This window comes from Nonomuraea sp. NBC_00507, assembly GCF_036013525.1.
In the GTDB taxonomy this organism is placed as follows: domain Bacteria; phylum Actinomycetota; class Actinomycetes; order Streptosporangiales; family Streptosporangiaceae; genus Nonomuraea.
In genome coordinates this window covers 8,595,286-8,622,181 of record NZ_CP107853.1, presented here as the reverse complement: position 1 = coordinate 8,622,181, position 26,896 = coordinate 8,595,286, and the positions used below count along the sequence as shown (strand labels likewise).

The 26,896-nt window shown below is 69.9% G+C and carries 30 protein-coding genes and 2 pseudogenes; 17 read left to right on the top strand and 15 right to left on the bottom strand.

Going from position 1 to position 26,896, the window contains the following annotated elements; all coding sequences use genetic code 11:
- The first annotated feature begins 165 nt into the window (after positions 1-165).
- Complete coding sequence (locus OHA25_RS41585) at positions 166-777, top strand: pentapeptide repeat-containing protein (protein ID WP_327582399.1); 612 nt, start codon at positions 166-168, stop codon at positions 775-777.
- A gap of 89 nt (positions 778-866) precedes the next feature.
- Here the strand turns inward: OHA25_RS41585 and OHA25_RS41580 are convergent, their stop codons facing one another.
- Positions 867-1,724 carry a helix-turn-helix domain-containing protein gene (locus OHA25_RS41580; protein ID WP_327582398.1) on the bottom strand — a complete coding sequence of 286 codons (858 nt, stop codon included), beginning with the start codon at positions 1,722-1,724 and terminating at the stop codon, positions 867-869.
- Positions 1,725-1,826: 102 nt separating this feature from the next.
- Here OHA25_RS41580 and OHA25_RS41575 point away from each other — a divergent pair, with 102 nt between their 5' ends.
- Positions 1,827-2,420 carry an NADPH-dependent FMN reductase gene (locus tag OHA25_RS41575; protein ID WP_327582397.1) on the top strand — a complete coding sequence of 198 codons (594 nt, stop codon included), beginning with the start codon at positions 1,827-1,829 and terminating at the stop codon, positions 2,418-2,420.
- Positions 2,421-2,443: 23 nt separating this feature from the next.
- Positions 2,444-3,430, top strand: coding sequence for an aldo/keto reductase (locus OHA25_RS41570; protein WP_327582396.1), 987 nt, complete (start codon positions 2,444-2,446; stop codon positions 3,428-3,430).
- A gap of 4 nt (positions 3,431-3,434) precedes the next feature.
- Here the strand turns inward: OHA25_RS41570 and OHA25_RS41565 are convergent, their stop codons facing one another.
- The 5 genes from OHA25_RS41565 to OHA25_RS41545 form a co-directional block, all read right to left on the bottom strand.
- Positions 3,435-3,656, bottom strand: coding sequence for a hypothetical protein (locus OHA25_RS41565; RefSeq protein WP_327582395.1), 222 nt, complete (start codon positions 3,654-3,656; stop codon positions 3,435-3,437).
- Between the two features lie 225 nt (positions 3,657-3,881).
- The gene (locus tag OHA25_RS41560; protein WP_327582394.1) at positions 3,882-4,502 is read right to left on the bottom strand and encodes a copper resistance CopC family protein; all 621 of its coding nucleotides are present in this window, start codon (positions 4,500-4,502) and stop codon (positions 3,882-3,884) included.
- A 90-nt stretch (positions 4,503-4,592) separates the two neighbouring features.
- The gene (locus tag OHA25_RS41555) at positions 4,593-5,147 is read right to left on the bottom strand and encodes a hypothetical protein (protein WP_327582393.1); all 555 of its coding nucleotides are present in this window, start codon (positions 5,145-5,147) and stop codon (positions 4,593-4,595) included.
- Between the two features lie 57 nt (positions 5,148-5,204).
- On the bottom strand, positions 5,205-6,380 hold the full coding sequence (locus OHA25_RS41550) for an acetate/propionate family kinase (RefSeq protein WP_327591120.1): 1,176 nt from the start codon (positions 6,378-6,380) through the stop codon (positions 5,205-5,207).
- Entirely contained in the window at positions 6,356-8,659 is a 2,304-nt protein-coding gene (locus tag OHA25_RS41545) for a phosphoketolase family protein (RefSeq protein WP_327582392.1), read from the bottom strand. The genes OHA25_RS41550 and OHA25_RS41545 overlap by 25 nt, the downstream gene beginning before the upstream one ends.
- Before the next feature lie 53 nt (positions 8,660-8,712).
- Here OHA25_RS41545 and OHA25_RS41540 point away from each other — a divergent pair, with 53 nt between their 5' ends.
- The 4 genes and pseudogenes from OHA25_RS41540 to OHA25_RS61630 all read left to right on the top strand — a co-directional run.
- On the top strand, positions 8,713-9,138 hold the full coding sequence (locus OHA25_RS41540; RefSeq protein ID WP_327582391.1) for a dihydroxy-acid dehydratase domain-containing protein: 426 nt from the start codon (positions 8,713-8,715) through the stop codon (positions 9,136-9,138).
- Entirely contained in the window at positions 9,135-9,398 is a 264-nt protein-coding gene (locus OHA25_RS41535) for a dihydroxy-acid dehydratase domain-containing protein (RefSeq protein ID WP_327582390.1), read from the top strand. Before OHA25_RS41540 ends, OHA25_RS41535 begins: the two co-directional genes overlap by 4 nt.
- Positions 9,305-9,589, top strand: a complete 285-nt coding sequence (locus OHA25_RS41530) for a GTP cyclohydrolase I (RefSeq protein ID WP_327591119.1) — start codon at positions 9,305-9,307, stop codon at positions 9,587-9,589. Before OHA25_RS41535 ends, OHA25_RS41530 begins: the two co-directional genes overlap by 94 nt.
- Positions 9,590-9,689: 100 nt before the next feature.
- Positions 9,690-9,941, top strand: a pseudogene (locus tag OHA25_RS61630) (phosphotransferase); the annotation flags it as partial.
- A gap of 23 nt (positions 9,942-9,964) precedes the next feature.
- Here the strand turns inward: OHA25_RS61630 and OHA25_RS41525 are convergent.
- Positions 9,965-10,660 carry a TetR/AcrR family transcriptional regulator gene (locus OHA25_RS41525; RefSeq protein WP_327582389.1) on the bottom strand — a complete coding sequence of 232 codons (696 nt, stop codon included), beginning with the start codon at positions 10,658-10,660 and terminating at the stop codon, positions 9,965-9,967.
- A 39-nt stretch (positions 10,661-10,699) separates the two neighbouring features.
- On the opposite strand from OHA25_RS41525, the gene OHA25_RS41520 reads away from it, so the two are divergent.
- Together OHA25_RS41520 and OHA25_RS41515 are read left to right on the top strand one after the other, a co-directional pair.
- The gene (locus tag OHA25_RS41520; protein ID WP_327582388.1) at positions 10,700-11,203 is read left to right on the top strand and encodes an MFS transporter; all 504 of its coding nucleotides are present in this window, start codon (positions 10,700-10,702) and stop codon (positions 11,201-11,203) included.
- Positions 11,200-12,189, top strand: a complete 990-nt coding sequence (locus tag OHA25_RS41515) for a saccharopine dehydrogenase NADP-binding domain-containing protein (protein ID WP_327582387.1) — start codon at positions 11,200-11,202, stop codon at positions 12,187-12,189. Before OHA25_RS41520 ends, OHA25_RS41515 begins: the two co-directional genes overlap by 4 nt.
- A gap of 17 nt (positions 12,190-12,206) precedes the next feature.
- Here the strand turns inward: OHA25_RS41515 and OHA25_RS41510 are convergent, their stop codons facing one another.
- Positions 12,207-13,064, bottom strand: coding sequence for a C40 family peptidase (locus OHA25_RS41510; RefSeq protein WP_327582386.1), 858 nt, complete (start codon positions 13,062-13,064; stop codon positions 12,207-12,209).
- A 340-nt stretch (positions 13,065-13,404) separates the two neighbouring features.
- Complete coding sequence (locus OHA25_RS41505) at positions 13,405-14,370, bottom strand: helix-turn-helix transcriptional regulator (RefSeq protein ID WP_327582385.1); 966 nt, start codon at positions 14,368-14,370, stop codon at positions 13,405-13,407.
- A gap of 190 nt (positions 14,371-14,560) precedes the next feature.
- Here OHA25_RS41505 and OHA25_RS41500 point away from each other — a divergent pair, with 190 nt between their 5' ends.
- Positions 14,561-14,794: a heavy-metal-associated domain-containing protein gene (locus tag OHA25_RS41500; protein ID WP_327582384.1), complete on the top strand. Its 234-nt coding sequence runs from the start codon at positions 14,561-14,563 to the stop codon at positions 14,792-14,794.
- A 72-nt stretch (positions 14,795-14,866) separates the two neighbouring features.
- Here the strand turns inward: OHA25_RS41500 and OHA25_RS41495 are convergent, their stop codons facing one another.
- The 3 genes from OHA25_RS41495 to OHA25_RS41485 all read right to left on the bottom strand — a co-directional run bounded on the left by OHA25_RS41495 (position 14,867) and on the right by OHA25_RS41485 (position 18,279).
- Complete coding sequence (locus OHA25_RS41495) at positions 14,867-15,346, bottom strand: universal stress protein (RefSeq protein ID WP_327582383.1); 480 nt, start codon at positions 15,344-15,346, stop codon at positions 14,867-14,869.
- Positions 15,347-15,373: 27 nt separating this feature from the next.
- Positions 15,374-16,795, bottom strand: coding sequence for an MFS transporter (locus OHA25_RS41490; protein ID WP_327582382.1), 1,422 nt, complete (start codon positions 16,793-16,795; stop codon positions 15,374-15,376).
- Between the two features lie 110 nt (positions 16,796-16,905).
- Positions 16,906-18,279 carry an MFS transporter gene (locus OHA25_RS41485; RefSeq protein ID WP_327582381.1) on the bottom strand — a complete coding sequence of 458 codons (1,374 nt, stop codon included), beginning with the start codon at positions 18,277-18,279 and terminating at the stop codon, positions 16,906-16,908.
- Between OHA25_RS41485 and OHA25_RS41480 the strand changes: the two genes are divergently transcribed.
- The 5 genes and pseudogenes from OHA25_RS41480 to OHA25_RS41460 all read left to right on the top strand — a co-directional run.
- Positions 18,247-18,528: a metal-sensitive transcriptional regulator gene (locus tag OHA25_RS41480; RefSeq protein ID WP_327582380.1), complete on the top strand. Its 282-nt coding sequence runs from the start codon at positions 18,247-18,249 to the stop codon at positions 18,526-18,528. The genes OHA25_RS41485 and OHA25_RS41480 overlap by 33 nt on opposite strands.
- 26 nt (positions 18,529-18,554) lie before the next feature.
- On the top strand, positions 18,555-18,764 hold the full coding sequence (locus OHA25_RS41475; protein WP_327582379.1) for a heavy-metal-associated domain-containing protein: 210 nt from the start codon (positions 18,555-18,557) through the stop codon (positions 18,762-18,764).
- Complete coding sequence (locus OHA25_RS41470) at positions 18,761-19,729, top strand: hypothetical protein (protein WP_327582378.1); 969 nt, start codon at positions 18,761-18,763, stop codon at positions 19,727-19,729. Before OHA25_RS41475 ends, OHA25_RS41470 begins: the two co-directional genes overlap by 4 nt.
- A gap of 21 nt (positions 19,730-19,750) precedes the next feature.
- Positions 19,751-21,967: a heavy metal translocating P-type ATPase gene (locus tag OHA25_RS41465; RefSeq protein ID WP_327582377.1), complete on the top strand. Its 2,217-nt coding sequence runs from the start codon at positions 19,751-19,753 to the stop codon at positions 21,965-21,967.
- Positions 21,968-22,128: 161 nt separating this feature from the next.
- Positions 22,129-22,425: pseudogene (locus OHA25_RS41460) on the top strand (DUF1348 family protein); the annotation flags it as partial.
- Here the strand turns inward: OHA25_RS41460 and OHA25_RS41455 are convergent.
- Together OHA25_RS41455 and OHA25_RS41450 are read right to left on the bottom strand one after the other, a co-directional pair.
- The gene (locus OHA25_RS41455) at positions 22,418-22,987 is read right to left on the bottom strand and encodes a hypothetical protein (RefSeq protein ID WP_327582376.1); all 570 of its coding nucleotides are present in this window, start codon (positions 22,985-22,987) and stop codon (positions 22,418-22,420) included. The pseudogene OHA25_RS41460 and the gene OHA25_RS41455 sit on opposite strands and share 8 nt — an antisense overlap.
- Positions 22,988-22,992: 5 nt before the next feature.
- The gene (locus OHA25_RS41450) at positions 22,993-23,172 is read right to left on the bottom strand and encodes a hypothetical protein (protein WP_327582375.1); all 180 of its coding nucleotides are present in this window, start codon (positions 23,170-23,172) and stop codon (positions 22,993-22,995) included.
- 110 nt (positions 23,173-23,282) lie between these two features.
- On the opposite strand from OHA25_RS41450, the gene OHA25_RS41445 reads away from it, so the two are divergent.
- Entirely contained in the window at positions 23,283-23,855 is a 573-nt protein-coding gene (locus OHA25_RS41445) for a TetR/AcrR family transcriptional regulator (protein WP_327582374.1), read from the top strand.
- On the opposite strand, the gene OHA25_RS41440 is transcribed toward OHA25_RS41445, so the two are convergent.
- Complete coding sequence (locus OHA25_RS41440) at positions 23,848-26,226, bottom strand: heavy metal translocating P-type ATPase (RefSeq protein WP_327582373.1); 2,379 nt, start codon at positions 26,224-26,226, stop codon at positions 23,848-23,850. The genes OHA25_RS41445 and OHA25_RS41440 overlap by 8 nt on opposite strands.
- Before the next feature lie 197 nt (positions 26,227-26,423).
- Between OHA25_RS41440 and OHA25_RS41435 the strand changes: the two genes are divergently transcribed.
- On the top strand, positions 26,424-26,825 hold the full coding sequence (locus tag OHA25_RS41435; protein ID WP_327591118.1) for a four-helix bundle copper-binding protein: 402 nt from the start codon (positions 26,424-26,426) through the stop codon (positions 26,823-26,825).
- Positions 26,826-26,896 lie beyond the last annotated feature (71 nt).

The following is a 26,896-nucleotide window of genomic DNA, read 5'->3' as shown; positions in this document are numbered from 1 at the left end:
GCGGTGTTCCGGGCTGGCGGTCGGCGCGGGCGTGCACCCCGACCTGGGGGCGCTGGCGGCGGCGTACGTGCTCATCCTGGCGGCGTTCGGCCCGCTCGCCGCCAAACTCGTGCAACCTTTCATCACGGCCATCGCCAAGCGGGCCTGAGCCGATAACTTGTTCGCATGGCCAACAGGAGACCGGCGTTCCCCATCGAGAAGACGATCGGCGCCGCCGACTGGGACGATCCCCTGGAGCTCACCGGCGAGAGCTACCGGCGAGTCCTGTTCCAGGACGTGGACCTGACCGAGCTGCTCGACCGGGGCTGCTCGTTCGAGGAGTGCACGTTCGGCAACGTGCGGTTCAACGTGTCGGAGCACGATGACGCGCAGTTCCTCAACTGCACGTTCATCGGCTGCTCCTTCTTCGACGCGACGTTCAGGGGGTGCAAGCTCACCGGGAGCGTGTTCGAGGGGTGCACGTACGGGCTGCTGAAGGTTGAGGGCGGCGACTGGTCGTACGTCGTCATGTCCGGCGCGGACCTGCGCGGCAGCTCCATCGACGGCGCCCGGCTGCGCGAGGCCGACCTGAACGGGGTCCGGCTCGAGGGGGCCGAGCTGCGGCGGGCCGACCTGTCGGGGGCGTGGCTGCGTGGAGCCGACCTCACCAAGTGCGACCTGCGCGGCAGCGACCTCAGCACGCTGGACCTGGAGCAGGTCACGTTCAAGGACGCGATCATCGATCCGTTCCAGGCGACGGTCGTGGCCACGGCGCTGGGCCTCATCGTCCGCGAGTAGCGCCGCCCGAAGCCCGGGGCGCGCCGGTTGCGGCGGCGAGGCGGGCGGCGGGCGATCAGCACGCCGAGGCAGCGCCGAGGCCGGGCCGGTTACGCCGTGACGGCGCGCAGGGCGCCCGGGTGGCGGCCGGTGAGGCGGTCGAGGGCGGCCGACGTGGCCGCGTCGGCCGGCAGGTAGACGAGCAGCCGCAGCTCGCCGCCGTCGAGGTCGAGCACCTCGCGGGCCAGGCGCAGCTGGCCGGCCTGCGGGTGCGCGAGCCGCTCCACGGCGGCTATGCGCGGCGGCTCGGGCGGCCGCGACAGCCGCTCGGTGAAGGGCTCGCCCGCGGCGAAGGACAGCTCGGAGACGAGCTCGGAGGCGTACTCGTCGCCCTGGCCGACCTCCAGGCGCAGGGCGGCGGCGTACTCGTCGGCCACTCGATCCCAGTCCGGGAAGGCGACCCTGGCGCGCACGTCGGCGAAAACGTATTTGATCATGTTGGGCGGGTCGCCGTCCAGCAGCCCGACGGGGCCGAAGAGCCGCTCGTGGCCGGTGGTGCGGGCCACCACCTCGCTCAGCCGGTTGATCACGGCGGCGGGCGCGGGTTCCAGCCGGTCGAGCACCGCACGGACGGTGGCCCGCACCGTGCGGGCCGGCCCATGGCCGGCCCCGGGGCACAGCCCGATGGCGCCGCTGGCGATCTTGTTGAGGGAGCGGAGGTGGATCCGCTCCTCCGGCGTCATGCGCAGGGCGTCGGCGAGCGCGGTGAGCACCTGCATGGACGGGTTGCGGTCGCGGCCCTGCTCCAGCCTTGTCAGGTATTCGACGCTCAGTCCCGCCACGGTGGCCAGCTCCGACCTGCGCAGCCCAGGCGTGCGCCGCCGGGGTCCGTCGGGCAGCCCGACGTCGGCGGGCTTGAGTGCCTCACGGCGGGCCCGCAGGAAAGCCCCCAGCTCGTTGTCACTCACGCCCCGAGTGTACGGCGGCCGGCCCGGCCCTATCGTGGCCCTGCCAGGGCCAGTCTCCGCCCGGCCTTCCTCGGCGGCGCGAACCGCAGCAGGTTGGACGCCATGACGAACATGAAACTCGCGGTGATCACCGGCAGCGTTCGCGAAGGCCGTTTCGGCCCGACGATCACGAGGTGGTTCACCGAACACGCGCGACAGCACGGCCTGTTCGACATCGACGTCGTCGACCTGGCGGACACGCCGCTGCCGCTGGAACTGCCCGGCACAGCAGAGCGGCTCTACGACGTGGACGGCCGTCCCGAGGACCTCAGGCGGCTGGCCGCGCGGCTGGAACAGGCGGATGCGTACGTGGTGGTGACGCCGGAGTACAACCACAGCTTCCCCGCCTCGCTCAAGCACCTCATCGACTGGCACCCCGTCCAGTGGCAGGCCAAGCCGGTCGCGCTGGTGTCCTACGGCGGCTACGGGGGCGGCGTGCGCGCGGCCGAGCACCTGCGGCAGGTCTTCTGCGAGATGCACGCCGTCACCATCCGCAACTGGATCAGTCTCGACCAGCACTGGACGCGGTTCGACGCCGAGGGCCGGCTGATGGATCCTGAGGGGCCGGACGGCGCGGCCAAGGCCATGCTGGACCAGCTCGGCTGGTGGAGCAGGGTGCTGCGCGAGGCCCGCCTCGCCACGCCGTACCAGGCCTGACGTGCAGGGGAGGAGTTGACGTGATGCGTTACCGATTGCTCGGCCGTACCGGGCTGCGGGTTTCGGAGTTGTTCCTGGGCGCGATGACCTTCCGCTCGGCGTCGCCGGAGGTGCGGCGCATCGTCGACGCGTACGCCGACGCGGGGGGCAACGTGATCGACACGGCGTCGATGTACGGCGACAGCGAGAGCGTCGTCGGCGAGCTGCTGCAGGGGCGGCGTGATCGTTTCGTGCTGGCCAGCAAGTACACCGGCACACGTGACCGCACCGATCTCAACGCGGCAGGCAACCACCGCAAGAACCTGGTGCTGACGCTGGAGCAGAGCCTGCGGCGGCTGCGCACCGACTACATCGACCTCTACTGGGTGCACGTGTGGGACCGGCACACCCCGGTCGAGGAGACGATGCGGGCGCTCGACGACGTGGTGCGGTCCGGGAAAGTGCTCTATGTCGGCATATCGGATGCTCCGGCGTGGCTGGTCAGCCGGGCCAACACCGTCGCCGAGTTCCGGGGGTGGACGCCGTTCGCGGGGCTGCAGGCGCCCTACAGCCTGCTGCGGCGGGACGTGGAGCGGGAGCTGCTGCCGATGGCGGAGGCGTACGGGATGAGCGTGGCGGCGTGGGGGACACTCGAGCGGGGCGTGCTGTCCGGCCGGTACAACGACCCCGGGGCGCCGGCGTCGCGGGTGTCGCCTGACTCGCTCGGTGACCGCGACCTGGCCGCGGCGCGGGCGGTGGTGGAGGTCGCCGGGGAAGTGGGCGCCACGGCGTCGCAGGTGGCGCTGGCCTGGGTGCTGGGGCGGGGCGTGCACCCGATCGTGGGGGCCTCCAGCGCCGAGCAGCTCAAGGACAACCTGGGTGCGGCGGGGCTCGCGCTACCCGAGGAGGCGGTGCGGCGGCTGGAGTCGGCGGTGGAGTTCGAGCTGGGCTTCCCCCGTGACTTCATCGAGGCCTGCGACCGCAGCCCGGACCTGTACGGCGACGCCATCCACCGCCTCGACGGCCGCTGACCCCTCAGCCCGCCTCGCTGATGTCCGAGGCGAACCGGTAGGAGGGCGCATGCACGGCGAACGCCCTCTCCAGCGCCACGAGGTGCCGCTGCACGCGCTCCGGGCTCAGCTCCGCGCATCCGAGCAGGTCCAGCAGCACCTCGTGATAGTCGAGCCGCCGTGCAGGGGCGCGGAGGCGTCCATGCCGGTGATCCACGTGCGTACCCGGTCCATGGCGTTGCGGCATCTGGCCAGGATCCAGGGCTGGGCCGCGAAGTCGCGGGCCACGACCCGCTGCACTTCGGTGAGCTGCCCCGTGGGGTCCGCGAGCACGCACGGGAGGCGGAAGCTGCAGGCCAGGTGGTAGTCGCAGAGGACGTCGCGTGCGGACCCGGTCAGGAACGCGCCGCCGAACCCGGGCAGGGCGACGCCCTCCTCCGCGACCCAGCGCCGCGCGAGATGTCTGGCCTGGTCAATCCGCGTTCACGTCCTCCCGCTCGGGCTCACGGCGCGCACCCCTGAGCCCGATGAACGCTCCCAGCGCGACGAGCGCGGCCAGTGCGGCCCAGATCCAGCCGGGGACGCCGGCCGACGAGGCGGCGGGCGTGCTGCCATCGGCGGCCGACGGCGCCAACGCCTGGGCGGGCGACGAGGCGGGCGGGGCGGACGACGGAGAGGATGTGCTCTCGCCGGTCGGCGTGGGCGAGGGTGATCCCTTCACACGGAAGGGGATCTCGCCCTCGATGGGGTGGCCGTCCGACGAGACGACCCGCCACGCGATCACGTACGCGCCGGCCGTGAGCGGGCCGTTGACGTCGGCGACCACCTTCGGTCCGGCGAGTCGTGGCTTGCCGAGCGGCACCTGCGCGCCCTTGGCGTCGCGCAGCACGACGAACGGGAACTTGACGCGCGCGGTGTACTCCAGTTCGATCTCCTCCAGCGAGCTCGCGGAGACCTGCGTGTTCTTCGCGGGCGAACTGCTCTTGAGCGCGTCGTGGGCGAACGCCGGCGACGGGGTCGCGGCCAGGAAGGCGGCACAGGCCAGCCCGGCCGCGGCCGCCGTGCGGATGTGACGGTGCAGGGAAAAGGTCATGGTCCGGTCTCCAGAGATGGCCGCCCGGACCGCACGGTCCGGGGTGCGGGCAGAGGCACGCGCCGAAGAGCCGGCGCGCTGGGACGTGCTTCAGCTGAAGCGCCCCGGCGGGCCTCGCCTGCTGACCGCGCGGGACACGATCCTTCCCGCGTGCATGGGGACCTCTGGAGTGCTCACCGGCCGCCCCACCGGCACGGCGCAGGCGGCCGGGACGGTGACGAGCAGGCGGATGAGCGGGAGCGGCGTGCCGTACAGGCGGATCATCAGCCACAGGGCGCGCTCGCCCCGATGCAGCCACCACGCCGTCAACGCCGCCACGGTGAGGTGGACCAGCGTCATGCCGGGCGCCGGATGCCCGTGCCCGGCCTCCCCGCCCGCGACCGGGGCGAGCCGCTCGAACAGCTGGTGCAGCACCGTCTGCGCGCCCGCGGTCGCGGCGAGCACGGCGACCGGCCCGCGCTCGCGGCCGTCGATCACGTACGCCGACGCGAGCACCGCCAGCACGCCGGCCAGGTAGATCTCGAACGGCACCAGCCCGCCGCCCGCCAGCGCATGACCGCCGGCCGACACGGCGCCGCAGACCGTCGCGAACACGACGGCCCTCGACAGCCGCAGCGCTGAGGACGCGGAGGACACGATCCCCATCCTCCCACGGTGACCCGTCCTCACCCCGAACATCGCTGGCGGAGGGGGTGGGGGCCGTCAGGGGGAGCCGGGGATGAGGGAGAGGGCCTGGCGGGCGATCTCCCATTCCTCGTCGGTCGGGATGACCAGCACGGGCACCTCCGCCCCCGACGGCGAGACGGCCCGCTCACCGCTCGCGCCGGCCAGGTTGAGCGCCGGGTCAACGGTGATGCCGAGCCGGTCGAGCCCGGTCAGGGACGCGGCGCGGGTGGCCGCGTCGTGCTCGCCCACCCCGCCGGTGAACACGATCGCGTCCACCCGGCCGAGCAGCGCGTAATAGGCCCCGACGTACTTGCGGATCCGCCGGGTGTAGATCTCCAGCGCGAGCCGGGCCGCCTCGTCGTCCCGGCCGCGTACCTCGCGCATGTCGCCGGTCCCGGTCAGCGCGAGCAGGCCGCCGCGGCGGCTGAGCGCCTGCTCGATCTGCTGGGCGTCGAGCCCGTCCACCCGGGCGAGGTAGCCGGCGAGGGCCGGGTCGACGTCGCCCGAGCGGGTGCCCATGACCAGGCCCTCCAGCGGCGTCATGCCCATGGAGGTGTCGACGCTGCGTCCGCTGGAGATCGCGGTGGCGCTCGCGCCGTTGCCCAGGTGCAGCACGATCAGGTCGAGGTCCGCCAGGTCACGGCCGAGGAACGCGGCGGCGCGGCGGGAGACGTAGGCGCAGGAGGTGCCGTGGAAGCCGAAGCGCCGCACCCTCCACTCGCGCGGCACGGCGTACGTGTACGCCTCCGGCGGCAGCGTGCGGTGGAACGCCGTGTCGAACACGGCCACCTGCGGGACCCCGGGAAACGCCTTGCGCGCGACCCTGATCCCGGTGAGGTTGACCGGATTGTGCAGGGGCGCGAGCGGTGCCAGCTCCTCGATGGCGGCGATCACCCCGTCGTCGATCAGCACGGCCTCGGTGAAGCGGGTGCCGCCGTGCACGACGCGGTGCCCGACCGCGACGGGCGCGAGGTCGGGTCCCGCCACGGCGAACGCCTCCATCATCGCCTCCAGCCCCTCGCCGTGCCCGGGGAACGGCCGCTCGCGCACGTACGGCGGACCGTCGCCGGCCCGGTGTGTGAGCCGCCCCGGGCCGGCCTCGCCGATGCGTTCCACCAGCCCTCGGGCCGGCCGGTCCCGGGTGCGGACGTCCACCAGCTCGTACTTGATCGACGAGGAGCCGGTGTTCAGGACGAGGATGCGGCCGGCCATGTCCACGAGCTGATCTCCACGGGGTCCTCGCCGTACTCACGGGTGTGCGCGCGGGCGCGCAGCCGGGCGTCGCTCATCCACTGCCTCAGGTGCGCCGCCTTGGAGCCGAGGCCGGGGACGCGGTCGATGACGTCCATGACCAGGTGGTACCGGTCGATGTCGTTGAGCATGGCCATGTCGAACGGCGTCGTCGTGGTGCCCTCCTCCTTGTAACCGCGCACGTGCAGGTTGCCGTGCCCGTGCCGGCGGTAGGTGAGCTGGTGGATGAGCGATGGATAGCCGTGGAAGTTGAAGATGACCGGCTTGTCCGTCGTGAACAGCGTGTCGAACTCGGCGTCCGTCATGCCGTGCGGATGCTCCGACCGCGGCTGCAGCCGCATCAGGTCGACCACGTTGACCACCCGGACCCTCAGCTCGGGCAGGTGCTCGCGGATGAGCGCGGCGGCGGCCAGCGTCTCCATGGTCGGCACGTCGCCCGCGCAGGCCAGCACCACGTCCGGCTCCACGCCCTCGTCGGTGGAGGCCCACGGCAGGATGCCGAGGCCGCGCGTGTTGTGCGCGACGGCCTCCTCCATGGTGAACAGGTCCAGCACCTGCTGCTTGCCGGCCACGATCACGTTGACGTAGTCGCGGGAGCGCAGGCAGTGGTCGGCCACCGACAGCAGCGTGTTGGCGTCCGGTGGCAGGTAGACCCGGACCACGGACGCCTTCTTGTTCACGACCACGTCGAGGAAGCCCGGGTCCTGGTGGCTGAAGCCGTTGTGGTCCTGCCGCCACACGTGCGATGACAGCAGGTACGTCAGCGACGCCACCGGCCGCCGCCACGAGATCTTCTGCGACGACTCCAGCCACTTGGCGTGCTGGTTGAACATGGCGTCCACGATGTGGATGAACGCCTCATAGCAGTTGAACAGCCCGTGCCGGCCGGTCAGCAGGTAGCCCTCCAGCCAGCCCTGACACAGGTGCTCCGACAGCACCTCCATCACGCGGCCGCCCGCGCCCAAGTGCTCGTCGGTCGGCAGCAGCTCGGCGTCCCACGCCCGGTCCGTCGCCTCGAACACGGCCTGCAGCCGGTTGGATTCCGTCTCGTCGGGGCCCATCAGCCGGAACGTGCGCGGATTGGCCGCGATCACGTCGCGCAGGAACTCGCCGAGCACCCTGGTCGGCTCGCTCGTCTGCGTGGCGGGCGACTTGACCTCGATCGCGTACCTGTGGAAGTCCGGCAGCCGCAGCGGCTCCAGCAGCTCGCCGCCGTTGGCGTGCGGGTTCGCGCTCATCCGGCGCGTCCCCCGCGGCACCGTGCCGAGAATGTCCTGGCTGGGTCGGCCGCCGGCGTCGAACAGCTCCTCGGGGCGGTACGAGCGCATCCACTCCTCGAGCATGGCCAGGTGCGTCGGATTCTCGCGGACCTTGGCCAGCGGCACCTGGTGCGCGCGCCACGTTCCCTCGACGGGCTTGCCGTCCACCTCACGCGGGCCGGTCCAGCCCTTCGGCGTCCGCAGGATGATCATCGGCAGCCGGTCGGCGTCGCCGCTCTTGTAGTCGGCCATCTGCTCGAACGCGGCGTCCAGAGCGCCGGCCATCTCCTGGTGGTCGGGGCCGACCAGGTGAGGGCGGTAGCCGTACCCCTCCATGAGCTTGAGCAGGTCCTGCTCGGGGATGCGGGCGAGCACGGCCGGGTTGGCGATCTTGTAGCCGTTGAGGTGCAGGATCGGCAGCACGACGCCGTCGCGGCGGCGGTCCATGAACTTGTTGGAATGCCAGCTCGCGGCCAGCGGGCCGGTCTCGGCCTCGCCGTCCCCGATGACGCACGCCACCACCAGGTCCGGGTTGTCGAACGCGGCGCCGTAGGCGTGGGCGAGCGCGTACCCCAGCTCGCCGCCCTCGTGGATCGAGCCCGGCGTCTCCGGGGCGACGTGGCTCGGCACCCCGCCAGGGAAGGAGAACTGCCGGAACAACCGCCGCATCCCCTCGACGTCCTGCGAAACGTCCGGATAACGCTCGGAGTACGACCCTTCCAGCCACGCGTGGGCCACGGCCGCGGGGCCGCCGTGCCCCGGACCGCAGATGTAGATCATGTCCTGGTCCCGCTCCTTGATGACCCGGTTGAGATGGGCGAAGCAGAAGTTGAGCCCCGGCGTGGTGCCCCAGTGGCCGAGCAGGCGCGGCTTGACGTGCTCCGGGCGCAGCGGCTCGGCGAGCAGCGGATTGTCCAGCAGGTAGATCTGCCCGACGGACAGGTAGTTGGCCGCCCGCCAGTACGCGTCTATATGGTCCATGCCCCTGCTGCTTCCTCCACAGAACATGCTGAATCCCCCGAACCGCCCATAAGGTGCCGAATATCGCCCACACCGCCTCCGACCTCACCCCGTGCAACTCCCACCTCAACGAGGTGGCGCAGAGCGTCATGCACGGCGAGTGGGAGGCCGGCGGCGTACCGCTCAACCTGCCCGTCGTCTCGCTCGGCGAGACGAACGTGCGCCCGACCGCGATGCTCTGGCGCAACCTGGCCGCCATGGCCGCCGCCTCCGTGGACCTGCCCGCCGTCGTGGTCCCCGGCGGCCCCATGCTGACCGGCCACTTCCGGGCACTCCGCTCGGCTGCGGCACCGACGTGTGGCGGCTCAGCGGGGAGGTGCGCCGGGACGCTCTCCCGGGAGGCGTTCCTCGTGTCCGAGTCGTTCGTGATCCGCAGTCGCGGCCACTGCAACACCATGGGCACCGCCTCCACGATGGCTCGTTCCTCAACGCCATCGTGACGCTGGCCGCCGTCGGCGGCTCCACCAACGCCGTCGTGCACCTGCTCGCCATCGCCGGCCGGCTCGGTGTGGACCTCACGCTGGACGACTTCGACCGCACCGGCGCCGGGGTGCCGCTGCTCGTCGACCTCACGCGCACGTCGGCTACCGCGCCGACGGCACTGTCCTGGGGCTATCGAAGTTCGGCCGGATTGCGCAGCGCCACGCCGGGCGCCTCCAGATGCAGGAGCGCTTCACCCGCCAGCTCGCCGACGAGGTAGTCGCCGCCATCGGCAGCGAGGACGTGGCCGTCACGGTGCGCGGCGTGCACCTGTGCATGAGCATGCGCGGCGTTCGGATGGAGACGGCCCTCACTTCCACCGTGCACGTCGGCGGCCGGTTCCTTACCGATCCGCTGCTCTCCCAGCAGTTCCTCACCCTCACCACCGCCGGCCAGCGGGGGACAGCGTGATGGCGATCAGCCCCTCAGCGGTGGTTCGCCTTCCGGTATCCCTGGCGCCTACACGTGCTGGCGTTCGCCGCCCGCAGACGCTGACGACCAACGCAGGTCGATGCACGCCTCAGGCATGGACTTTTTCGAGGCCGCTCACAGGCGCCTGGACGCCCTTGGGATCCTCCGCACCCCGCGAATTCATCTGGCTGACCAGAGCAAGAGCCACTACCCGGCGGACATCGCAGTGGTTGAGGATGTGCCCGGGGCAACGCTGGAGGTGCTGCTCCAACAGGACCCGCACGGTGTGAAGCTGCCTCTGGCACGGCTTGCTGACGCGCTCGGCGCGATGCAAATGATCCCTGGTCGACGTGCCGGCTCTCATCGAGCGGCTGATCATCCATCTGGCGATGACGTGAGGCGGGGCAGGGAGGTGAGCTGGCCGACGAGGGCGTCGAGGGTCCAGTCCCGCCATCGCGTGCGGCTCCATCCTCGCGTGTGGACGAGCAGGTTGTAGGTCTCGGGGGACAGGACGGCCAGGGCGATGTCGGCGGCGGCTTCGGCGGTGAGCCCGTCGCGCAGGGGCGTCTTGCGGGCCAGGGCGTCGGCGAAGGCGCGTTGGACGGTGAGGCGTTGCTGGATGTTGGTGGCCCAAACCTCGGCGAGGTCGGGGTCGGTGGTGGCGGCGCTGCGTACGACGTCCAGCAGCGGCGCGGCGCGCAGGTAGATGTCGGCGGCGCCGGCTACTTGGCGGCCGAGCTGCCCGAGCGGGTCCGCGTCGGCGATGGCCTCGCGGGCCCAGGGGCGTTGGAGCGTGGGGATGGGTTCGTCGTCGCCGGCGATGGCCAGGTCGAGGGCGGTGGTGAGGATGGCCCGTTTGGTGCTGAAGGCGTAATAGACGGTCTGCTCGCTCACCCCCGCTTTGGCCGCGATGGCGGCGATGCTCGTGGTGGTGTACCCGGCGGTGGTGAACAGGTCGGTGGCTGCCGTGATGATGCGGGCGCGGGTGGATCGGGCCCGCGCGGCCCGCCCATCTTCCTTCTTGGGAGCCCGTCCGTCGCGGTCGTGCCGTCGTGGTGGTGTTTCGCTCACGACTTGACTATAGCGCCACTCTAAAAACATTCTTATAGTGTGACTACAGAAACTTTGGGTCGGGGCGGCTTCGCGGCACTGCTCCTCCTGACCTCTGTCGAGCTCGTGGTGTTCCTGGAAGTGTCGATCGTCAACGTCGCGCTGCCCGCCATCGGCGCCTCCCTGGCTTTAACCAGTGCGGGCCTGGCCTGGTTGGTCAACGCCTATCAGTTGACGTTCGGGGGCTTTCAGCTGGTAGGCGGGCGTGCCGCCGACGTGCTCGGCCGGGGGCGGATGTTCCAGGCCGGCATCGCGCTGTTCACCATCGGGTCTCTGCCGTGCGGCCGCGCGCCGGACGAGTGGACGCTCCTGGCGGGCCGCGCGGTGCAGGGCGTCGCGCTCGTCGTCCCGGCCGAGCTGGCGCTGCTGGCGGCGATCTTCACCGAGCCCGCCTCCTACCGGCGGGTGTTCGGCGTGTGGAGCGCCATGCCGCTCGGCGGGATCCTCCCCCAAACGGACCCGGCGGCCTCCCCCGTACAGCGTGAAGGAGCACCTCTGCGATGAACAGCGTTCTCATCCTCGGCGGGTACGGGGCGGTCGGCCGTGAGGCCGCGGCCGCGCTGACCGGATACCCCGACACCTGGGTGATCGTGGCCGGGCGCAACCCTGGCCGGGCCCGGCCCGGCCCCGCCACCGCCGCGATGCGTGTTGATGCCGCCGACCCCGACGACCTGGCCAGGGCGCTGGATGGCGTCACTACCGTCCTCATGTGCGCCGAGATCGACAACGCTCGGGTCGCCCGCGCCTGCCTGGAACGCGGCATCGGGTACGTGGACGTGTCGGCCTCCCACGGCCTGTTGGCCGGCATTCAGGACCTCGACGATGTGGCCCGGGATAGCGGCGCGACCGCGGCCCTCAGCGTTGGCCTTGTCCCCGGCGTGACCAATCTGCTGGCCCGCATCTGTGCCGAGCGCTCACCGGCCTCGGAGGTACACATCGGGGTGCTGCTTGGCTCAGGAGAGCAGCACGGCCCGGCGGCGATCGCCTGGACCCTGGACGGATTGGGCGCGCTCGACGGCTCGTGGACAATGAGCTTTCCCGCGCCGTACGGCACGCGTACCGTCCACCGGTTCCCGTTCTCCGACCAGTACACGCTGCCTGCCACACTCGGCGTGCCGTCCGCGCGCACCGGGCTGTGCCTGGACTCCCGCCTGTTCACCGGCCTGCTGGCTGCGGCCGGGCGGCCCGCCGTCGCCCGCCTGCTGCGCCGCCGCGCGGTTCGCGACCTGCTGCTGAAGGCGCTGGAGAAGATCCACCTCGGCAGCGATGGGTTCGCCGTGACGGTCAGCTCAGGCACGGCGCAGGCATCCTTCAGCGGGCGGCTGCAGAGCCGCGCCACCGGACGCGCCGCCGCACTGCTCATCCGCGACCTGCCCGCCATGCCGCCGGGCGTCCGGCACATCGAGCAACTGGTGGACCCGGTCGCCTTCCTGACCGAACTCGCCTCTGGCACAGTCGACCTCCGCCTCGACCTGCAGGTGGACGGCTAGCCGGGTGGCCGGCACTGTTATGGGCGGACTGCGCCGAGGAGGCGGTTGCGCCAGTAGTCGTCGAGCTCGGACACCTTGATGACGTCGCCGGTCTGCGGCGCGTGCACCATCTTGCCGTTGCCGGCGTACATGCCCATGTGTCCGAGCCCTTTGCTGAACAGCAGGTCGCCAGGCTCCAGAGCGTCCAGCGAGACGCGGCGGCTGGCGCCCCACGCCCATTGCGTATAGGTCGTGCGGGGCAGTTCGACTCCTGCGGTGCGCCAGGCGGCCTGGGTGAGGCCGGAGCAGTCGAAGGAGCCCGGCCCAGTGCCGCCGTACTGGTAGGGCTTGCCGATCTGGGCGAAGGCGAACTCCAGGGCAGAGCGGGCGTTGCCGGAGGCCGGGCCGGTGTACTGGATGCCGGGGCTGGTGGGGTTGCCGGCCTGGAAGGCGCCGAGCCTGCGCAAGAGCTTGATCTGCTCCTTGACCATCTTGTCGACCTCAGCCTTATCGTCGCCTACCTTGGCGCGTGCGGTTTCGGCCTCTGCCAGGGCCTTCTGAGCTTCTTCCCGCCGGTCGCGCAGCTCCATGGTCGCCGCCTCGAAGGCCCGCACCTTCTCCGCCCTGGCCTGGGCGATCTGCTGGACGGTGGCGATGCCGGCGAGGATCTGCTCGGGGCTGCCCTGGGCGACGAAGCGCTGCCAGCCCGTCGAAGGGCCGAACTGGTAATCGTTGACCACCACCGTGACGAGGTCCCTGCGCAGGGCGTCGGCCTGCGCCCCCTTGCGGCCGTACTCGGTGTTGACGGTGTCGTACTTCTTCTTGGCCTTCTTGTACGCCTCCGTGGCCTGGTTGTACCGCTCGACGAGCTGGTCAGCCTTCTCGTTCAGCTTCACCAGCTTTGCCCTGGCCTTGACGGGTGATGGCTCCGCATGGGCGTTCGTGGTCAGTGCGATCAAGGCGAACGCTGCGGCCAACGCTGTTCGACCAAGCCTTGCCAGCACGACCACTACGATGCCTCCTCGTAAGTCTCCAAACCTGGGCGAAATGGTACAGAAGTGCAACGGGTGATTGGCCCGATCGCAGTAATTCGCTGCAGGGAGGCCGATATCTACTAGCCGCGATAGCACCGGCTATAGGGAGATACGCGTGCTGGCTGCGTGGCGTTCAGCGACGTAACCCCCTAGCTTCACGAGAGAAGGTGTCCGTGCTCGCCAGCGGCGGTGGGCCGGGCGGTCAGTCGAGCCAGCCGAGCCGGGCCGCCCGCACCCCCGCCTGAAACCGGCTGCTCGCCCCGAGAGCCGCCGTCAGTTCGCTCACCAGGCGCGTGACCGTGCGTGTCGAGACGCCCAGGCTGCGCGCAATGGCCGAGTCTTTGGCGCCGGTGGCCAGCAGGCGAAGCACGGCGCGCTGCTGGTCGGTGAGTGCCGAGCCGTCCGGCGACCCCGGCACCTCTTCTGGCTCCGAGGCTGTCATCCAGCAGTAGTCGTAGATCGCCGCGATCGAACTGACCACGCTCGAGCCGCTGATCAGGACCGCGCCGGCCTCCAGGTCGTCCGGGTCGGCCTGCATGATCGCGGTTCGCCGGTCGTAGACGAGCACGCGGGTGGGGATCACCGGTGCGACACGCACCTCGACGCCGTGCTGTCGCCAGTGGCCCATGTATTCGCGGATCAGCGGGTTGGACAGGGAGATCTGCGCGTACAGAGCCCGGGTCCGCGCCCCGTTGCCCGTGGTGACTTTGGTGCGCGCCAGGCCCGCCTCCAGGTTCTCGCGCGTCCAGTCGGCCGGTGGGTGCAGGCCGAGGACCTCGTGGCTGCTCAGTTCCGCCAGCTCGTTGATGCGCTGGTTCAGGCGGGCGAGGTCGGCGCGGGGGAAGAACTCGACGTGTGCGTCGCCGCCTGCCTGCCGGGGCAGGTCGAGGTAGTGCTGGGCCAGCGCCGCCGTCCTGACGTGCTGCTCGACCAGGCGGTCGAGCGTGCGATGGCTGCTTTGGAGGGTACGGGCGAGCGCGGCGGTCGCGTTGACGGCGGTCTGTGTATCGGGGGTCAGCAGGTTGAGCCGGGTGAGTTGGTCACGCGCCCGCTCAACCTCCGCGACGGCCAGATTCAGTCCCCGCGCGGCCTCGGGCAGCGATTCGCCGCGGCCGTGCATGCGTGCGTACAGGGCCTGCGCGACGTCATCGTCCGTTGAATCGTCCACCGCACTCCCTTCCAGAATGATTCCCGCCGAACCATGACATATCTGGCGTTGCTCCGGCAAAGCCGCTTCCGGTTTCCGCCATGGCGTATGCCGGAAGCCTCCGATGGCTCCCGGGCCTCCCGTTTTGATGCACGATCCGTCTGGAGGGCGCGAGATCCGATCACCGCCCCGGCGCGAAGGAGGAATCCGGTTGATCACGATTGCGTACAGCCTGGTCACCTACGAGGTCAGTGGCCTGTCGGTGGCGACGTGCGAGCACTGCCTATCGGCCTTGAGGTCCGAGCTCATCCAGGTCCCAGGCGTCGTGGGCGTGGACGTCACCCCGGAGCGCTCGCGTGTGAGCGTGCTCACCGACGGTCCCGTAGACCAGGGGCTCGTCGAGGCGGCGTTCGAGGCCGCCGGTTGCGGCGTGCAGGATCCGTGACGCAGGGGGAACACGACGTTCAGTGGCGTGCCCCCGGTTCCGCGACAGTACCGGAGCCGGGGGCACGCTGCCTCAGCGATCGGCGCGGCGGGCAGCCGCGAGTGGTGTGGACGGGATGACCAGCGTGGGTCGGCCGGTGGAGTGCACAACGCGGGTGGAGGTGCTGCCGGACAGCACCGCCCGCACCCCGTGCCGCCCGCGGGAGCCAAGGACGATCAGTGAGGCGTCGAGCTCCTCGGCGACGTCGACGATGGCGTCGGCGACGATCTCCTCCGGGATGGAGGCGACGCGAGGTTCGGCCTTGAGCCCGAGAGCCCGGGCGCGCTCGGCGCCTTCGGCTGCGAGCCGTTCGGAGGCGTCGAAGGTCTTGGCGTCGATGTCACGCAGGTCTTCCAGGGCGGGATGGCCCTCGAGGTGGGCTGCCAGGCTCTCCAACGGCTGGCGGGCGTAGAGCACGACGGCAGAGGCGCCCGGGAAGAGCCGTGCGGTCTCCTCGATGGCGTGCCTCGCGTCGGGTGAGCCGTCGTAGGCGATGAGAATGGGCGTGGACATGGGGATTCTCCTTTCGCGTATGGGGTGTCAGCTGTGGGAGGTGGCGACCTCGTCAGCGGGCACGGATGTGTGCGAGCGCAGGGTTCCCGCGGCGAGCAGGGCACCCACGAGGGCGATGCCGGCGGCTCCGATGAACGCGGCGGAGAATCCGCTGGTCAGGGCGGGCAGGTTGCCGAGTTGTGCGGCGCCGTTGGCGGCGGCGACCGCGGTCATGGCGGCCAGGCCGAGCGCGGAGCCGACCTGGTAGCTGGTGTTGACGATGCCGGAGGCCAGGCCGCCTTCCTCGGGCCGGGCGGAGGAGATGGCGGTGCCGAGGGAGGGGATGAAGGCCAGCGACATGCCGAGGGCGGCCACCAGGCTGGCGGGCAGGACGTCGGCGGCGAAGCTGCCGTCCGGGCTGATCAGTGCGAGCCAGGCCATGCCGGCGGCGAGCAGGGCCAGGCCGGTGACGGTCGTGGCCTGGGGGCCGAACCGGTTGATGGCCCGGGGCGCCAGGACGATCATGCCGATCATGATGAGGACGGTCATCGGCAGCAGAGCGGCGCCGCTGGGGAAGGCGCTGTAGCCGAGGACCTGCTGCAGGTAGAGGTTGAGGAAGAACCACATCGGGATCCATGCGCCCCCGAGCAGCAGCTGGGTGAGGTTGGCGGCGGCGAGGTTCGGGGTGCGGAAGATGGACAGGCGCATGAGTGGCTGGCGGCGGCGGGCTTGGATGGCGATGAACGCCCCGAGCAGCACCACGGCGCCGGCCAGTGCGAGCCAGGTCTGCGCGGAGCCCCAGCCGATCTCCGGTGCGCGGACGATGGCGTAGACGGCGGCGCCGAGGCCGAGGGTGACGGTCAGTGCGCCCGTGATGTCGACGGAGCCGCGCTGGGGCCGGGCGGCGGGCATCAGCGGGCCGGTGGCCAGCAGCGCGACGAGTGCGATGGGGATGTTGATGTAGAAGACCCAGGGCCAGCTGAGGTATTCGGTGATGACGCCGCCGAGGAAGACTCCGGCGGTGCCGCCTGCGGGCGCGGCGGCGCCGTACAGGGCCAGAGCCTTGGTGAGCTCCTTGGGGTCGTGGCCGAAGAGCATCATGAGCAGGGTCAGGGCCGATGGCGCGATCAGCGCGGCGCCAACCCCTTGAACGGCGCGGCCGGTCAGCTCGACCCACACCTCGGGGGCGATGCCCGCGATGAGTGAGCCGATGAGCAGGATGAGCCAGCCGGCCCCGAACAGTCTGCGGGCGCCGAACAGATCCGACAGGCGTCCGCCGAGCAGCAGGAGGCCGCCGAACGCGACGACGTAGGCGTTGAAGACCCAGGACAGGTTCTCCTGGGAGAAGCCGAGGTCTTCCTGGATGCGGGGGAGGGCAACGCCGATGATCGACGTGTCCATGATGACGATGAACTGAGCGGTGGCGATCAGGGCCAGGGCGGCCCATCGCCGGGGGGATGGTGCGGACATGAGCATTCTCCTCGATCATCCCTACCGGGGTAGGGTATAGCGAATGAGATTCGCTATACCCGCAAGGGGTATGAGAACGACGGCTAATCAATACCACCCGGGGGTATATGTCAAGTGCGATTGGCCTCCGGGTGCCGCCACAGAACCGCCAGGGCGATCGCCGCAGCTGGGATGACCAGCGCGAACCCGACGACCATCCCGATGCCGAGCCCCGCGAGCTCCTGGAGCCAGCCGAGAGCCACATACAGGGCTCCCGCCACGGCGACCGACACCCCGAGCACCATGCCCGCTGCGCTCGCCGGCGCATCGGGCGCGAGGTCCTGTGCGATCACGACGTTGATCGGGCTGCTCACATACAGGAGTGCGCCCGCCAGGATGGCGGCGACGAAGTATGGGACGCCGCCCGGTTCGAGCCACACGATGGCGATCAGCGGCACGGCGGCGGCGAGCAGCGAGCCCACCAACGTCGTCCGGCGGCCGAGATGCGGCGCGAGCACGCCGCCCAGTAGCGAACCCGCCCCTGCCGCCAGCGAAAAGGCGGCCAGCGTCCATCCGATCAGTGCGTCGTCGGTGGCCAGGCCGTGTTCGCGGACCAGCCAGATGGGGACCGAACTGGTGAAGGTGACGAAGGCGACGCTCGCCAGGCTGGATGCGAGCGTGAGCCCGCCGATGGGCCCGCGTAGCAACCGGGGCTGAAGAAGCGTCCGCAGAGGCCGGTGGCCATGCGGCTCCCAGTCGGGCAGGAGCACGAAGACCAGTAGGGCGAGGACAACGCCCGGGACCATCAGCCACGGGGTGACAGCGATACCGAACGCCGAAACGATGAAAAGGATCAGCACCGGGCCCAGGGCGAACCCGATCATCCCGCCGGCGGTGAACAACCCCACGCCGAGCACCCGGTTCGGCACGGTCGGGCCGCCCGCGATCGCCGTACCCACGGGATGCAGCGCGGCCGAGCCCATGCCACCGACGATCAGCAGGGCGAAGACCGCCACGAGTGTGGGCGCGACGCCGATCAGGCTGAGGAACAACGAGGCCAGCAGCACGCCCGTGGCCCCCACCAGGCGCAAGCTGCGATCTTCCGCTACCGCGCCGAAGAAGGGCTGGGTGAACGATGACGAGATCGAATAGACGGCGACGATCAGGGCCAGCAAGGTCGGCCCGAGCTGGAATCGTGCTTGCAACGTGGGCAGCAAGGCGCCCAGCATCGCGGTGATCGCGTCGTTGACGAAGTGAACAGTGGCGAGAAAGACGGCGAGCGATGTCCCGCCGAGAACGCCTGGCCTGCGGATCACGTGTGGCATGTCGATCTCCTCGGTTTCGCGATGGATGGCTGCGTTCTGGGTGCCGGCGGGGACGGGCAAGCTGCCCTGAAAACTCACCGGGCTTTCTAGAAATACCATAGGGGGGTATAGTGTTGTCCTGGGTGACGAACCCGAGGGAGGACCGACATGCCCGGATATGCCAACACCAAGCAGGACCATGCGGTGAGACTGCGCCGCATTGAAGGTCAGATCCGTGGCCTGCAGCGCATGGTCGACGAGGACAAGTACTGCATCGACATCCTGACTCAGGTGTCGGCGGCCACAAGCGCGCTGAAGTCGTTCTCCCTGTCGTTGCTCGAAGAGCATCTGGCCCACTGCGTGGCCGAGGCCACGAAGAAGGGCGGCCCGGAGGCCGACGCAAAGGTCAAGGAAGCCTCCGACGCCATCGCCAGACTTGTCCGTTCCTGACCGCATTGATCGAAGGAGAGATCGCCATGAGCACCGCCACCTACACCGTCAAGGGCATGACCTGCGGCCACTGCGTCAGCTCGGTCAAGGAAGAGGTCAGCGAAGTGGCCGGCGTGACCAACGTCGAGGTGGACCTGGCCACCGGCCTGCTGACCGTGGACAGCGACGCCCCCATCGACACGGCGAAGATCGTCGCCGCGGTCGAGGAGGCTGGATATGAGGTGGCGAACCCGTGAACACCGCGGCCAAGCTCGGCTCCTACGTCCTGGGGCTGGCGGTCGTCTTCGGCGGCGCTCTGGGCGTGGGCACGGTGGTGGGACCGGTCGGGACGCCTCAGGCCGAGGACCACGCCACGATGGCCATGGCGACGCCGACGGCGAGCGCGGGACATGGGGAGCACGCCACCGAGCCGGCGAAGAGCGATACCCCCGGAGGGCTCCAAGTGTCCGAGAACGGCTACACCCTCACCCCGCTCACCGCGGCGATCAAGCCAGATGAGCCCACCGACTACCGTTTCACCGTGGCCGGTCCGGACGGCAAGCCGGTCACCGACTACCAGGTCGAGCACGACAAAAAGCTGCACTTCATCGTCGTCTCCCGCGACCTGACTACCTTCCAGCACCTCCACCCCGAGATGACGTCCGACGGCGTCTGGTCGGTCAAGCTCACCCTTCCCGACGCGGGAACGTATCGTGCATTCGCCGATTTCGCCCCCACTGGCGGCAGCGCTCTGACCCTGGGCACTGACCTGCTCGTCGCCGGCGACTACGAGCCCAAGGCGCTTCCCGAGACCGGCCGTACGGCCAGCGTCGACGGATACGAGGTCACCCTCGACGGCGAGCTGGCGCCAGGGCAGGCGAGCAAGCTCACCCTCAAGGTCAGCAAGGATGGCAAGCCGGTCACCGACCTGCAGCCCTACCTCGGCGCCTACGGCCACCTGGTGGCCCTGCGCGCCAGAGACCTCGCCTACCTGCACGTCCACCCGGACGGCGAGCCCGGCGACGGCAAGACCATGGCCGGCCCCGAGATCGTCTTCTTCGCCGAGGTGCCCAGCGTCGGCGACTACCGGCTCTTCCTCGACTTCCAGCACGACGGCAAGGTCCGCACCGCCGACTTCACCCTCGGTGCGGGCGAGCGGCCGGCGATCCCGGACGCCACCCCCACGCCCAGTGCCAGCGGGCACGGCGACCACAGCCACTGAGCGAGAGAAAGGAGAACGGTGATGTCCTCCCTCACCGATGACCGGACCAACGCGGTCGAGCTCTCGATCGGCGGCATGACCTGCGCGTCCTGCGCCAACCGCATCGAACGCAAGCTCAACAAGATGGACGGCGTGACCGCGACGGTCAACTACGCCACCGAGAAGGCGAAGGTCACCTTCCCCGAAGGGGTCGACCCACAGCAGCTCATCGCCGAGGTGGAGAAGGCCGGCTACACCGCCGCCCTACCTGCACCGCCCAAGACTGAGGCGGAGGCGGCCGAGCGGGAGCCCGAGGACGAACTCCGCCCCCTGCGCAACCGCCTGATCACCTCTGTGGTGCTGGCCGTGCCGGTCATCGCGATGGCGATGATCCCGCCGTTGCAGTTCACCAACTGGCAGTGGCTGTCGCTGACCTTGGCGGCGCCTGTGGTGGTGTACGCCGGCTGGCCGTTCCACAAGGCCGCCTGGACCAACCTGCGGCACGGCGCCGCGACGATGGACACGCTGATCTCGATCGGCACCATCGCCGCTCTGGGCTGGTCGCTGTGGGCGCTGTTCTTCGGCACGGCAGGCACCCCCGGGATGACGCACCCGTTCGCGTTCACCATCGAGCGCACCGACGGCTCCGGCAACATCTACCTGGAGGCCGCGGCGGGGGTGACGGCCTTCATCCTGGCCGGACGCTACTTCGAGGCCCGCTCCAAGCGGCGGGCCGGGGCCGCGTTGCGAGCCCTACTGGAACTGGGCGCCAAAGACGTGGAACTGGCCGACGGCCGGCGGGTGCCGGTCGAGGAGCTTTCAGCCGGGGACCGGTTCATCGTCCGCCCTGGCGAGAAGATCGCCACCGACGGGGTGATCGAGGAAGGCACCTCGGCGGTCGACGCCTCGATGCTGACCGGCGAGTCCGTGCCCGTCGAGGTCAAGCCCGGCGATGGGGTGACCGGTGCGACGGTGAACGCGGGCGGCCGACTGATCGTCCGCGCCACCCGCGTCGGCGCCGACACCCAGCTCGCCCAGATGGCCAAGCTGGTCGAGGACGCCCAGACCGGAAAGGCCCAGGTGCAGCGCCTGGCCGACCGCATCTCGGGCATCTTCGTCCCGATCGTGATCGCGCTGGCTCTCGGCACGCTCGGCTTCTGGCTCGGCACCGGCGACGGCGTGGGCGCCGCCTTTACGGCCGCAGTCGCGGTGCTGATCATCGCCTGCCCGTGCGCGCTCGGCCTGGCCACCCCGACGGCGTTGCTGGTCGGCACTGGCAGGGGAGCTCAGCTCGGCATCCTGATCAAGGGGCCGGAGGTGCTGGAGTCCACCCGCCGGATCGACACCGTGGTGCTGGACAAGACCGGCACGGTCACTGAGGGCAAGATGACCCTCGTCGACGTCGTGGCCGAGGGTGAGAGCCGGGAGGAGGTGCTGCGCCTGGCGGGCGCGTTGGAGCACGCCTCCGAGCACCCGATCGCCCAGGCCATCGCCCGCGCCGCCGGCTCCGACGCCACCGTCGAAGACTTCGCCAACATCGAAGGACTCGGCGTGCAGGGCATCGTCGACGGCCACGCGGTCCTGGTCGGCCGGCCTCGGCTGCTGGAGGAGTGGTCGCAGCACCTCACCCCCGACCTGGAGCGGGCCCTGCTCACGGCGCAGGCCGCAGGGCGTACCGCGGTCGCGGTGGGCTGGGACGGCCAGGCCCGGGCGGTGCTGGTGGTGGCCGACGTGGTGAAGCCGACGAGCAAGGAGGCGATCACGCAGCTGCGTGCCCTCGGTCTCACCCCGGTGCTGCTGACCGGCGACAACGAGGCCGTGGCCAAGACCGTGGCCGCCGAGGTCGGCATCGACGAGGTGATCGCCGAGGTGCTGCCCGCCGACAAGGTCGACGTGGTCAAGGAACTGCAGAACGAGGGCAAGGTCGTGGCCATGGTGGGCGACGGCGTCAACGACGCCGCCGCGCTCGCCCAGGCCGACCTCGGGCTGGCGATGGGCACCGGCACCGACGCCGCCATCGAGGCCTCCGACCTGACCCTGGTCCGCGGCGACCTGCGGGTGGCCGCCGACGCCATCCGGCTGTCGCGCCGCACCCTCAGCACGATCAAGGGCAACCTGTTCTGGGCCTTCGCCTACAACGTGGCCGCCCTGCCGCTGGCGGCCCTCGGCCTGCTCAACCCCATGATCGCGGGGGCGGCGATGGCGTTCTCCAGCGTGTTCGTGGTCAGCAACAGCCTGCGGCTACGCCGATTCAAGTAGGAGGTCCGTCGATGGCTCCGAGCGAACACCGGCTCGGAGCCATCGACGAATCGTGGCGGCCTTCGCCATCGCCGGGGACGCTACTTGATCATGAGAATCCCCGGCTGTGCCGCGTCATCACCGCCGCCGGTGCCGGGCAGGTGGAGCAGGTCCACCTTGACGAGGAGATCATCGCCTTCCTGGGCCCGCAAGTGGGCCAAGGAACTCGACTACGCGCTCCGCAAAGAGCTCCGGACCTTCACCGATGACCGGATCGCCGTCCGCTTCCAGTACGAATGGCACGACACCGACGGGCAATGGCGGCGCAGCTACGGCAACGCGCTCTGGGAGTTCGACGCAGGCGGGCTGATGCGACGGCGGGAAGCCGGCATCAACGACCTGGCGATCACCGCGGCGCTACGCCGCATATTCGGCCCCGTCAGGACAGCGAACAGAGCCTGCCCATCCCGCTCACCTAGCGTCAAGGTCCGCACTCCGGTCACCTGCCGACATGCGCGCGTCCTGTGAGGGCAGTCCGCCGGCCGCCGAACCGGGGCGTGTCCTGATCGCGTATCGAGTGCGGCCGCGTGGCTTGTACACCGCCAGCACGGTGGCCAACAGCAGCAACACCAGTGCGAGAACGGCGTGGATCAGGACGGAGGGGCTCTTCAGCATGCCCGATGCGGAGTCCGGTACTGCTGCGACCCCTGCCAGATAGGCGAGCGTCTCGGTGTACATCAGGAGGACGATGATAGCCCCGACGTTGATCAGGAGCTTGAACAAGACCCAGTAGTGACGGAACAGACCCCACGTGGTTCCCAGGGACTGGACGAGCCCGGTGAGCAGCGAGGCGACGGCCAGCGGGATGAGGGTGTACCAGGCGGCCGGCTCCATCACCAGGTAGACGGCCCGGACTGTCTGAGCGTCCCGGCTGGTGAGTCCGATGATGGCGAGAGCCATGAAGACGAGGACCGCGCCCAGCCAGCCCATGGACGAGGTGATGTGGGTGGTGAGAACCAGCTTGCGGAGCGCAGGCGCCATCGTCCTCATGAGGGCATGAGGACGGCAATGGCCGAGTTCGCAGCGAAGTGGCGGCCGGGTCCATGGCCGCCGGTGAGCAGCAGGACGACGAAGAGCACAACCAGAACGGCGGCGATGATCCCCGCTACCTTCACCCAGCGTGGCATGCCGACATCGCCGTCGGTTCGGTCGTGTGCGTCTGCCATGTGACTGTCCTCCATGGTCGGCGGGAGCGGGCGCGGCCCCATACTTTACGAAACACTATGTCTTCGTCAATGCATCGCGTATCGACCATGTCATGCCGTATGCTCATGTCGTGCCGAGACTGTGGAACGAGACGATCGAGGCGCATCGCCGTGACGTACGCGACGCGATCCTCAACCACACGTCGGCGCTCGTGGCCGAGCACGGGCTGCGATCGGTCACCATGTCCCAGATCGCGGAGAAGACCGGCATCGGGCGCGCGACCCTGTACAAATACTTCCCGGACGTGGAAACGATCCTGCTCGCCTGGCACGAACGGCAGATCGCCACCCACCTCGAACACCTCGCCGGAGTCCGCGATAGGGCCGGCGACGCCGAATCGCGGCTTCGAGCCGTGCTGGAGGCCTACGCCCTCATCACCCAGCGGTCCCGCGGACACGGCGACAACGCGCTCGTGTCGTTCCTGCACCGCGACGAGCAGGTCGCCCAAGCCCAGCGACAGCTCCACGACATGATCCGGGACCTCCTGGCAGAAGGCGCGCGAGCCGGCGCTTTCCGCAACGACGTCGCACCGGAAGAACTCGCCACCTTCTGCCTGCACGCCGTTTCCGCGGCCGGCGAACTGCCCTCCGAGGACGCCGCCCGCCGTCTCGTCACGGTCATCCTGCCCGGACTTCTCACGTAGCGGGCAGACGCAGTCGTTTGAGCGCCAGGGCGTTGACGGCGACGATGACGCTGGAGCCTGACATCGACAGCGCGGCGATCTCAGGCCGGAGTACGAGCCCGAACGCCGGCTCGAACACCCCGGCGGCGATGGGCAGGGCGAGCGTGTTGTAGCCGATCGCCCAGGCGAGGTTCTGCCGCATCTTGCGCAGGGTGCCACGGCCGATCTGCAGTGCCGTGGGCACGTCCAGAGGATCCGACCGCATCAGCACGACGTCCGCCGTCTCGATGGCCACATCCGTGCCGGCCCCGATGGCGATGCCCAGATCGGCCTGGGCGAGGGCCGGGGCGTCGTTGACGCCATCTCCCACCATGGCGACCCTGCGTCCGCCTTTCTGAAGCTCGGCGACCTTGGCCGCCTTGTCTCCCGGCAGCACCTCGGCAATCACAGTGTCGATGCCGAGCTGTTGGGCGATGCGTTCCGCGGTAGCGGCGTTGTCCCCCGTGAGCATGACGACCTCGACGCCGAGCTCGTGCATGGCGGCCACCGCTGCCGGGGAGGACTCGCGAGCCGCGTCCGCGATGCCGATGACGCCAGCCGCTATGCCGTCGACGGCGACCATCACAGCCGTACGGCCGCCCTCCGCCAGCTCCTGTCTCCTGCTCGCCATCTTCCCGAGCGCCACGCTTTCGCGCTCCAGCAGCCGCCGGTTGCCGACCACCACCTTGTGCCCACTCACCTCCGCGATGGCGCCATGGCCAGGAACGTTCTCGAACCGCTCGGCTCTCACCGCATCCAGGCCCAGACCGTCGGCATGCCGGACGATCGCCTCCGCCAGCGGATGCTCCGACTCTCGCTCCACGGCCGCGACCAGGCGCAGCAGCTCATCCTCCGCCACGATGTCGCCGACCACGACATCGGTGACCTCCGGCTCGCCCTTCGTCAACGTGCCGGTTTTGTCCATCACCACGACCTGAATGCGGGCGGACGTCTCCAGCGCCATCGCGTTCTTGAACAGCACCCCGCGCTTGGCTCCAAGGCCGGTGCCGACCATGATGGCCGTGGGGGTCGCCAGCCCAAGCGCGTCCGGGCAGGTGATGACGACAACCGTGATGGCGAACAGGATCGCGACGCCGAACGGCTGACCCGCCAGGAGAAGCCAGACCGCGAACGTGAGACCGCCCCCGATCAAGGCGACCAGGACCAGCCAGAACGCCGCCCGGTCGGCCAGCCGCTGTCCCGGCGCCTTGGAGTTCTGGGCCTGCTGGACCAGCTTGACGATCTGCGCCAGGGCAGTGTCCGCCCCTACCTTGGTGGCGCGTACTCGCAGGGTGCCGTTGCGGTTGATGGTCGCGCCGACGACCGCCGAGCCGACCTCTTTGTGCACCGGCAGGCTCTCGCCGGTGACCATCGACTCGTCCACCTCGCTCTGACCCTCCTCGACCGTTCCGTCGACGGGGATCTTGGAGCCGGGACGTACCAGGAGCAGGTCGCCGACCATCACCTCGGCCGTCGGCACCTCTACGGTCTGGCCGCCGCGAATGACCGTCGCCTTCGGGGGCGCCAGATCGAGCAGGGCGCGAATGGCGTCGTTGGCGCCACCCCGCGCCCGCATCTCGAACCAGTGGCCCAGCAGCACGAAAGCGGCCAGCACGGTCGCGGCCTCGTAGAACACCTCGCCACCACCGGTGAGGGTCACGATCAGCGAGTACAGCCAGCCCGCGCCGACCGCGACGGCCACCAGCACCATCATGTCCAGCGTCCGTGCTCGAAGCGCGCGTACGGCTCCGTCGAAGAAGATCCAGCACGAGTAGAAGATCACGGGCAGGCTGAGCAGCAGCGCCCACACGTCTTGGCGAAGCCCGAACGGGACTGGCAGGTCCAGCCCGAACACCTCGGTCCCGATCGGCGACCACAACACGATCGGGATGGAGAAGAGCGCGGCGACCAGGAAGCGGTTCCGCATGTCGGCCACCATCGAGGCCATGGACATCCCGGCATGCCCGCCGTGCCCCATCATGTCGTGGGGGGAGGTCGCTTCTTCGGTGTGAGCCGGGTGACCGGCGTGCGGAGCCTCCACCGGAGCCGTACCCGGCGGGTCGGGTTCGGCCATCGGATCGCAGATGTGGGAGGGCACCGACTGCCCGGCGCAGTGGTACCCGCACTCGATCACCCACGTGCGCAACTCGGCAAGAGAGGTCCGGCGCGGGTCGAAGCTCACCGTCGCCGTCTGGGCAACGGGGTTGGCTTCCACGTGCAGCACACCAGGGCGGCGGCTCAGCGTGGCCACGACGACGTTCTGTTCGGAGGCCCACTGCAGCCCACTGACGTCGAGGACCGCGGTGCTGCGTGTCTTGCCGTCGTCATGCTGGGCCTGGGCGTGGTCGCTCATGGACTGTCCCCCTCCACACGAAGCTGCCTGCTTCACGATGGTTCATCGTAGATCTCGTATTGGCTAGGCCCTTCTACCCCTTCGACATGGTGAGTACCGGAAAGATTGCTCCTACGGATAGACATAGTAGATCCGCGTTAGGTCGCTCCGGCTCCTGGGTAGGCGCGGTCACACAGAACCAGGAGGAACACATGACACTGCAAGTCGCGGAGATGCTCTCCGCCTACCCTCGGGATCTCGGCCGCGTTGACCGGGAGAAGCTCACCAAGTGCATCGAGGAATGCCTCCGGTGCGCCGAGGCGTGTACTGCGTGCGCGGACGCCTGCCTGAGCGAGGAAAACGTCAAGGAACTGGCCAAGTGCATCCGCACCGACCTCGACTGCGCGGACATCTGCGAGGCGACCGCACGAGTGCTGGCACGGCACACCGGCTATGATGCAAACCTCACCCGTGCCGTCCTCGAAGCATGCGCTCAAGCATGTAGGGCCTGCGGCGACGAGTGCGAGCGGCACAGCATGCACGCCCACTGCGCCGTGTGCGCTCAGGCATGCCGCGACTGCGAGCGTGCCTGCCGGGATCTCATGGCAACTCTCGGCTGAGCAGGTGCTCGCCTGCCTGCCAGCGGCCTTCCGGGGAGACGTGGGGAGTCCCGGTTAAGGCCCGGGGGACA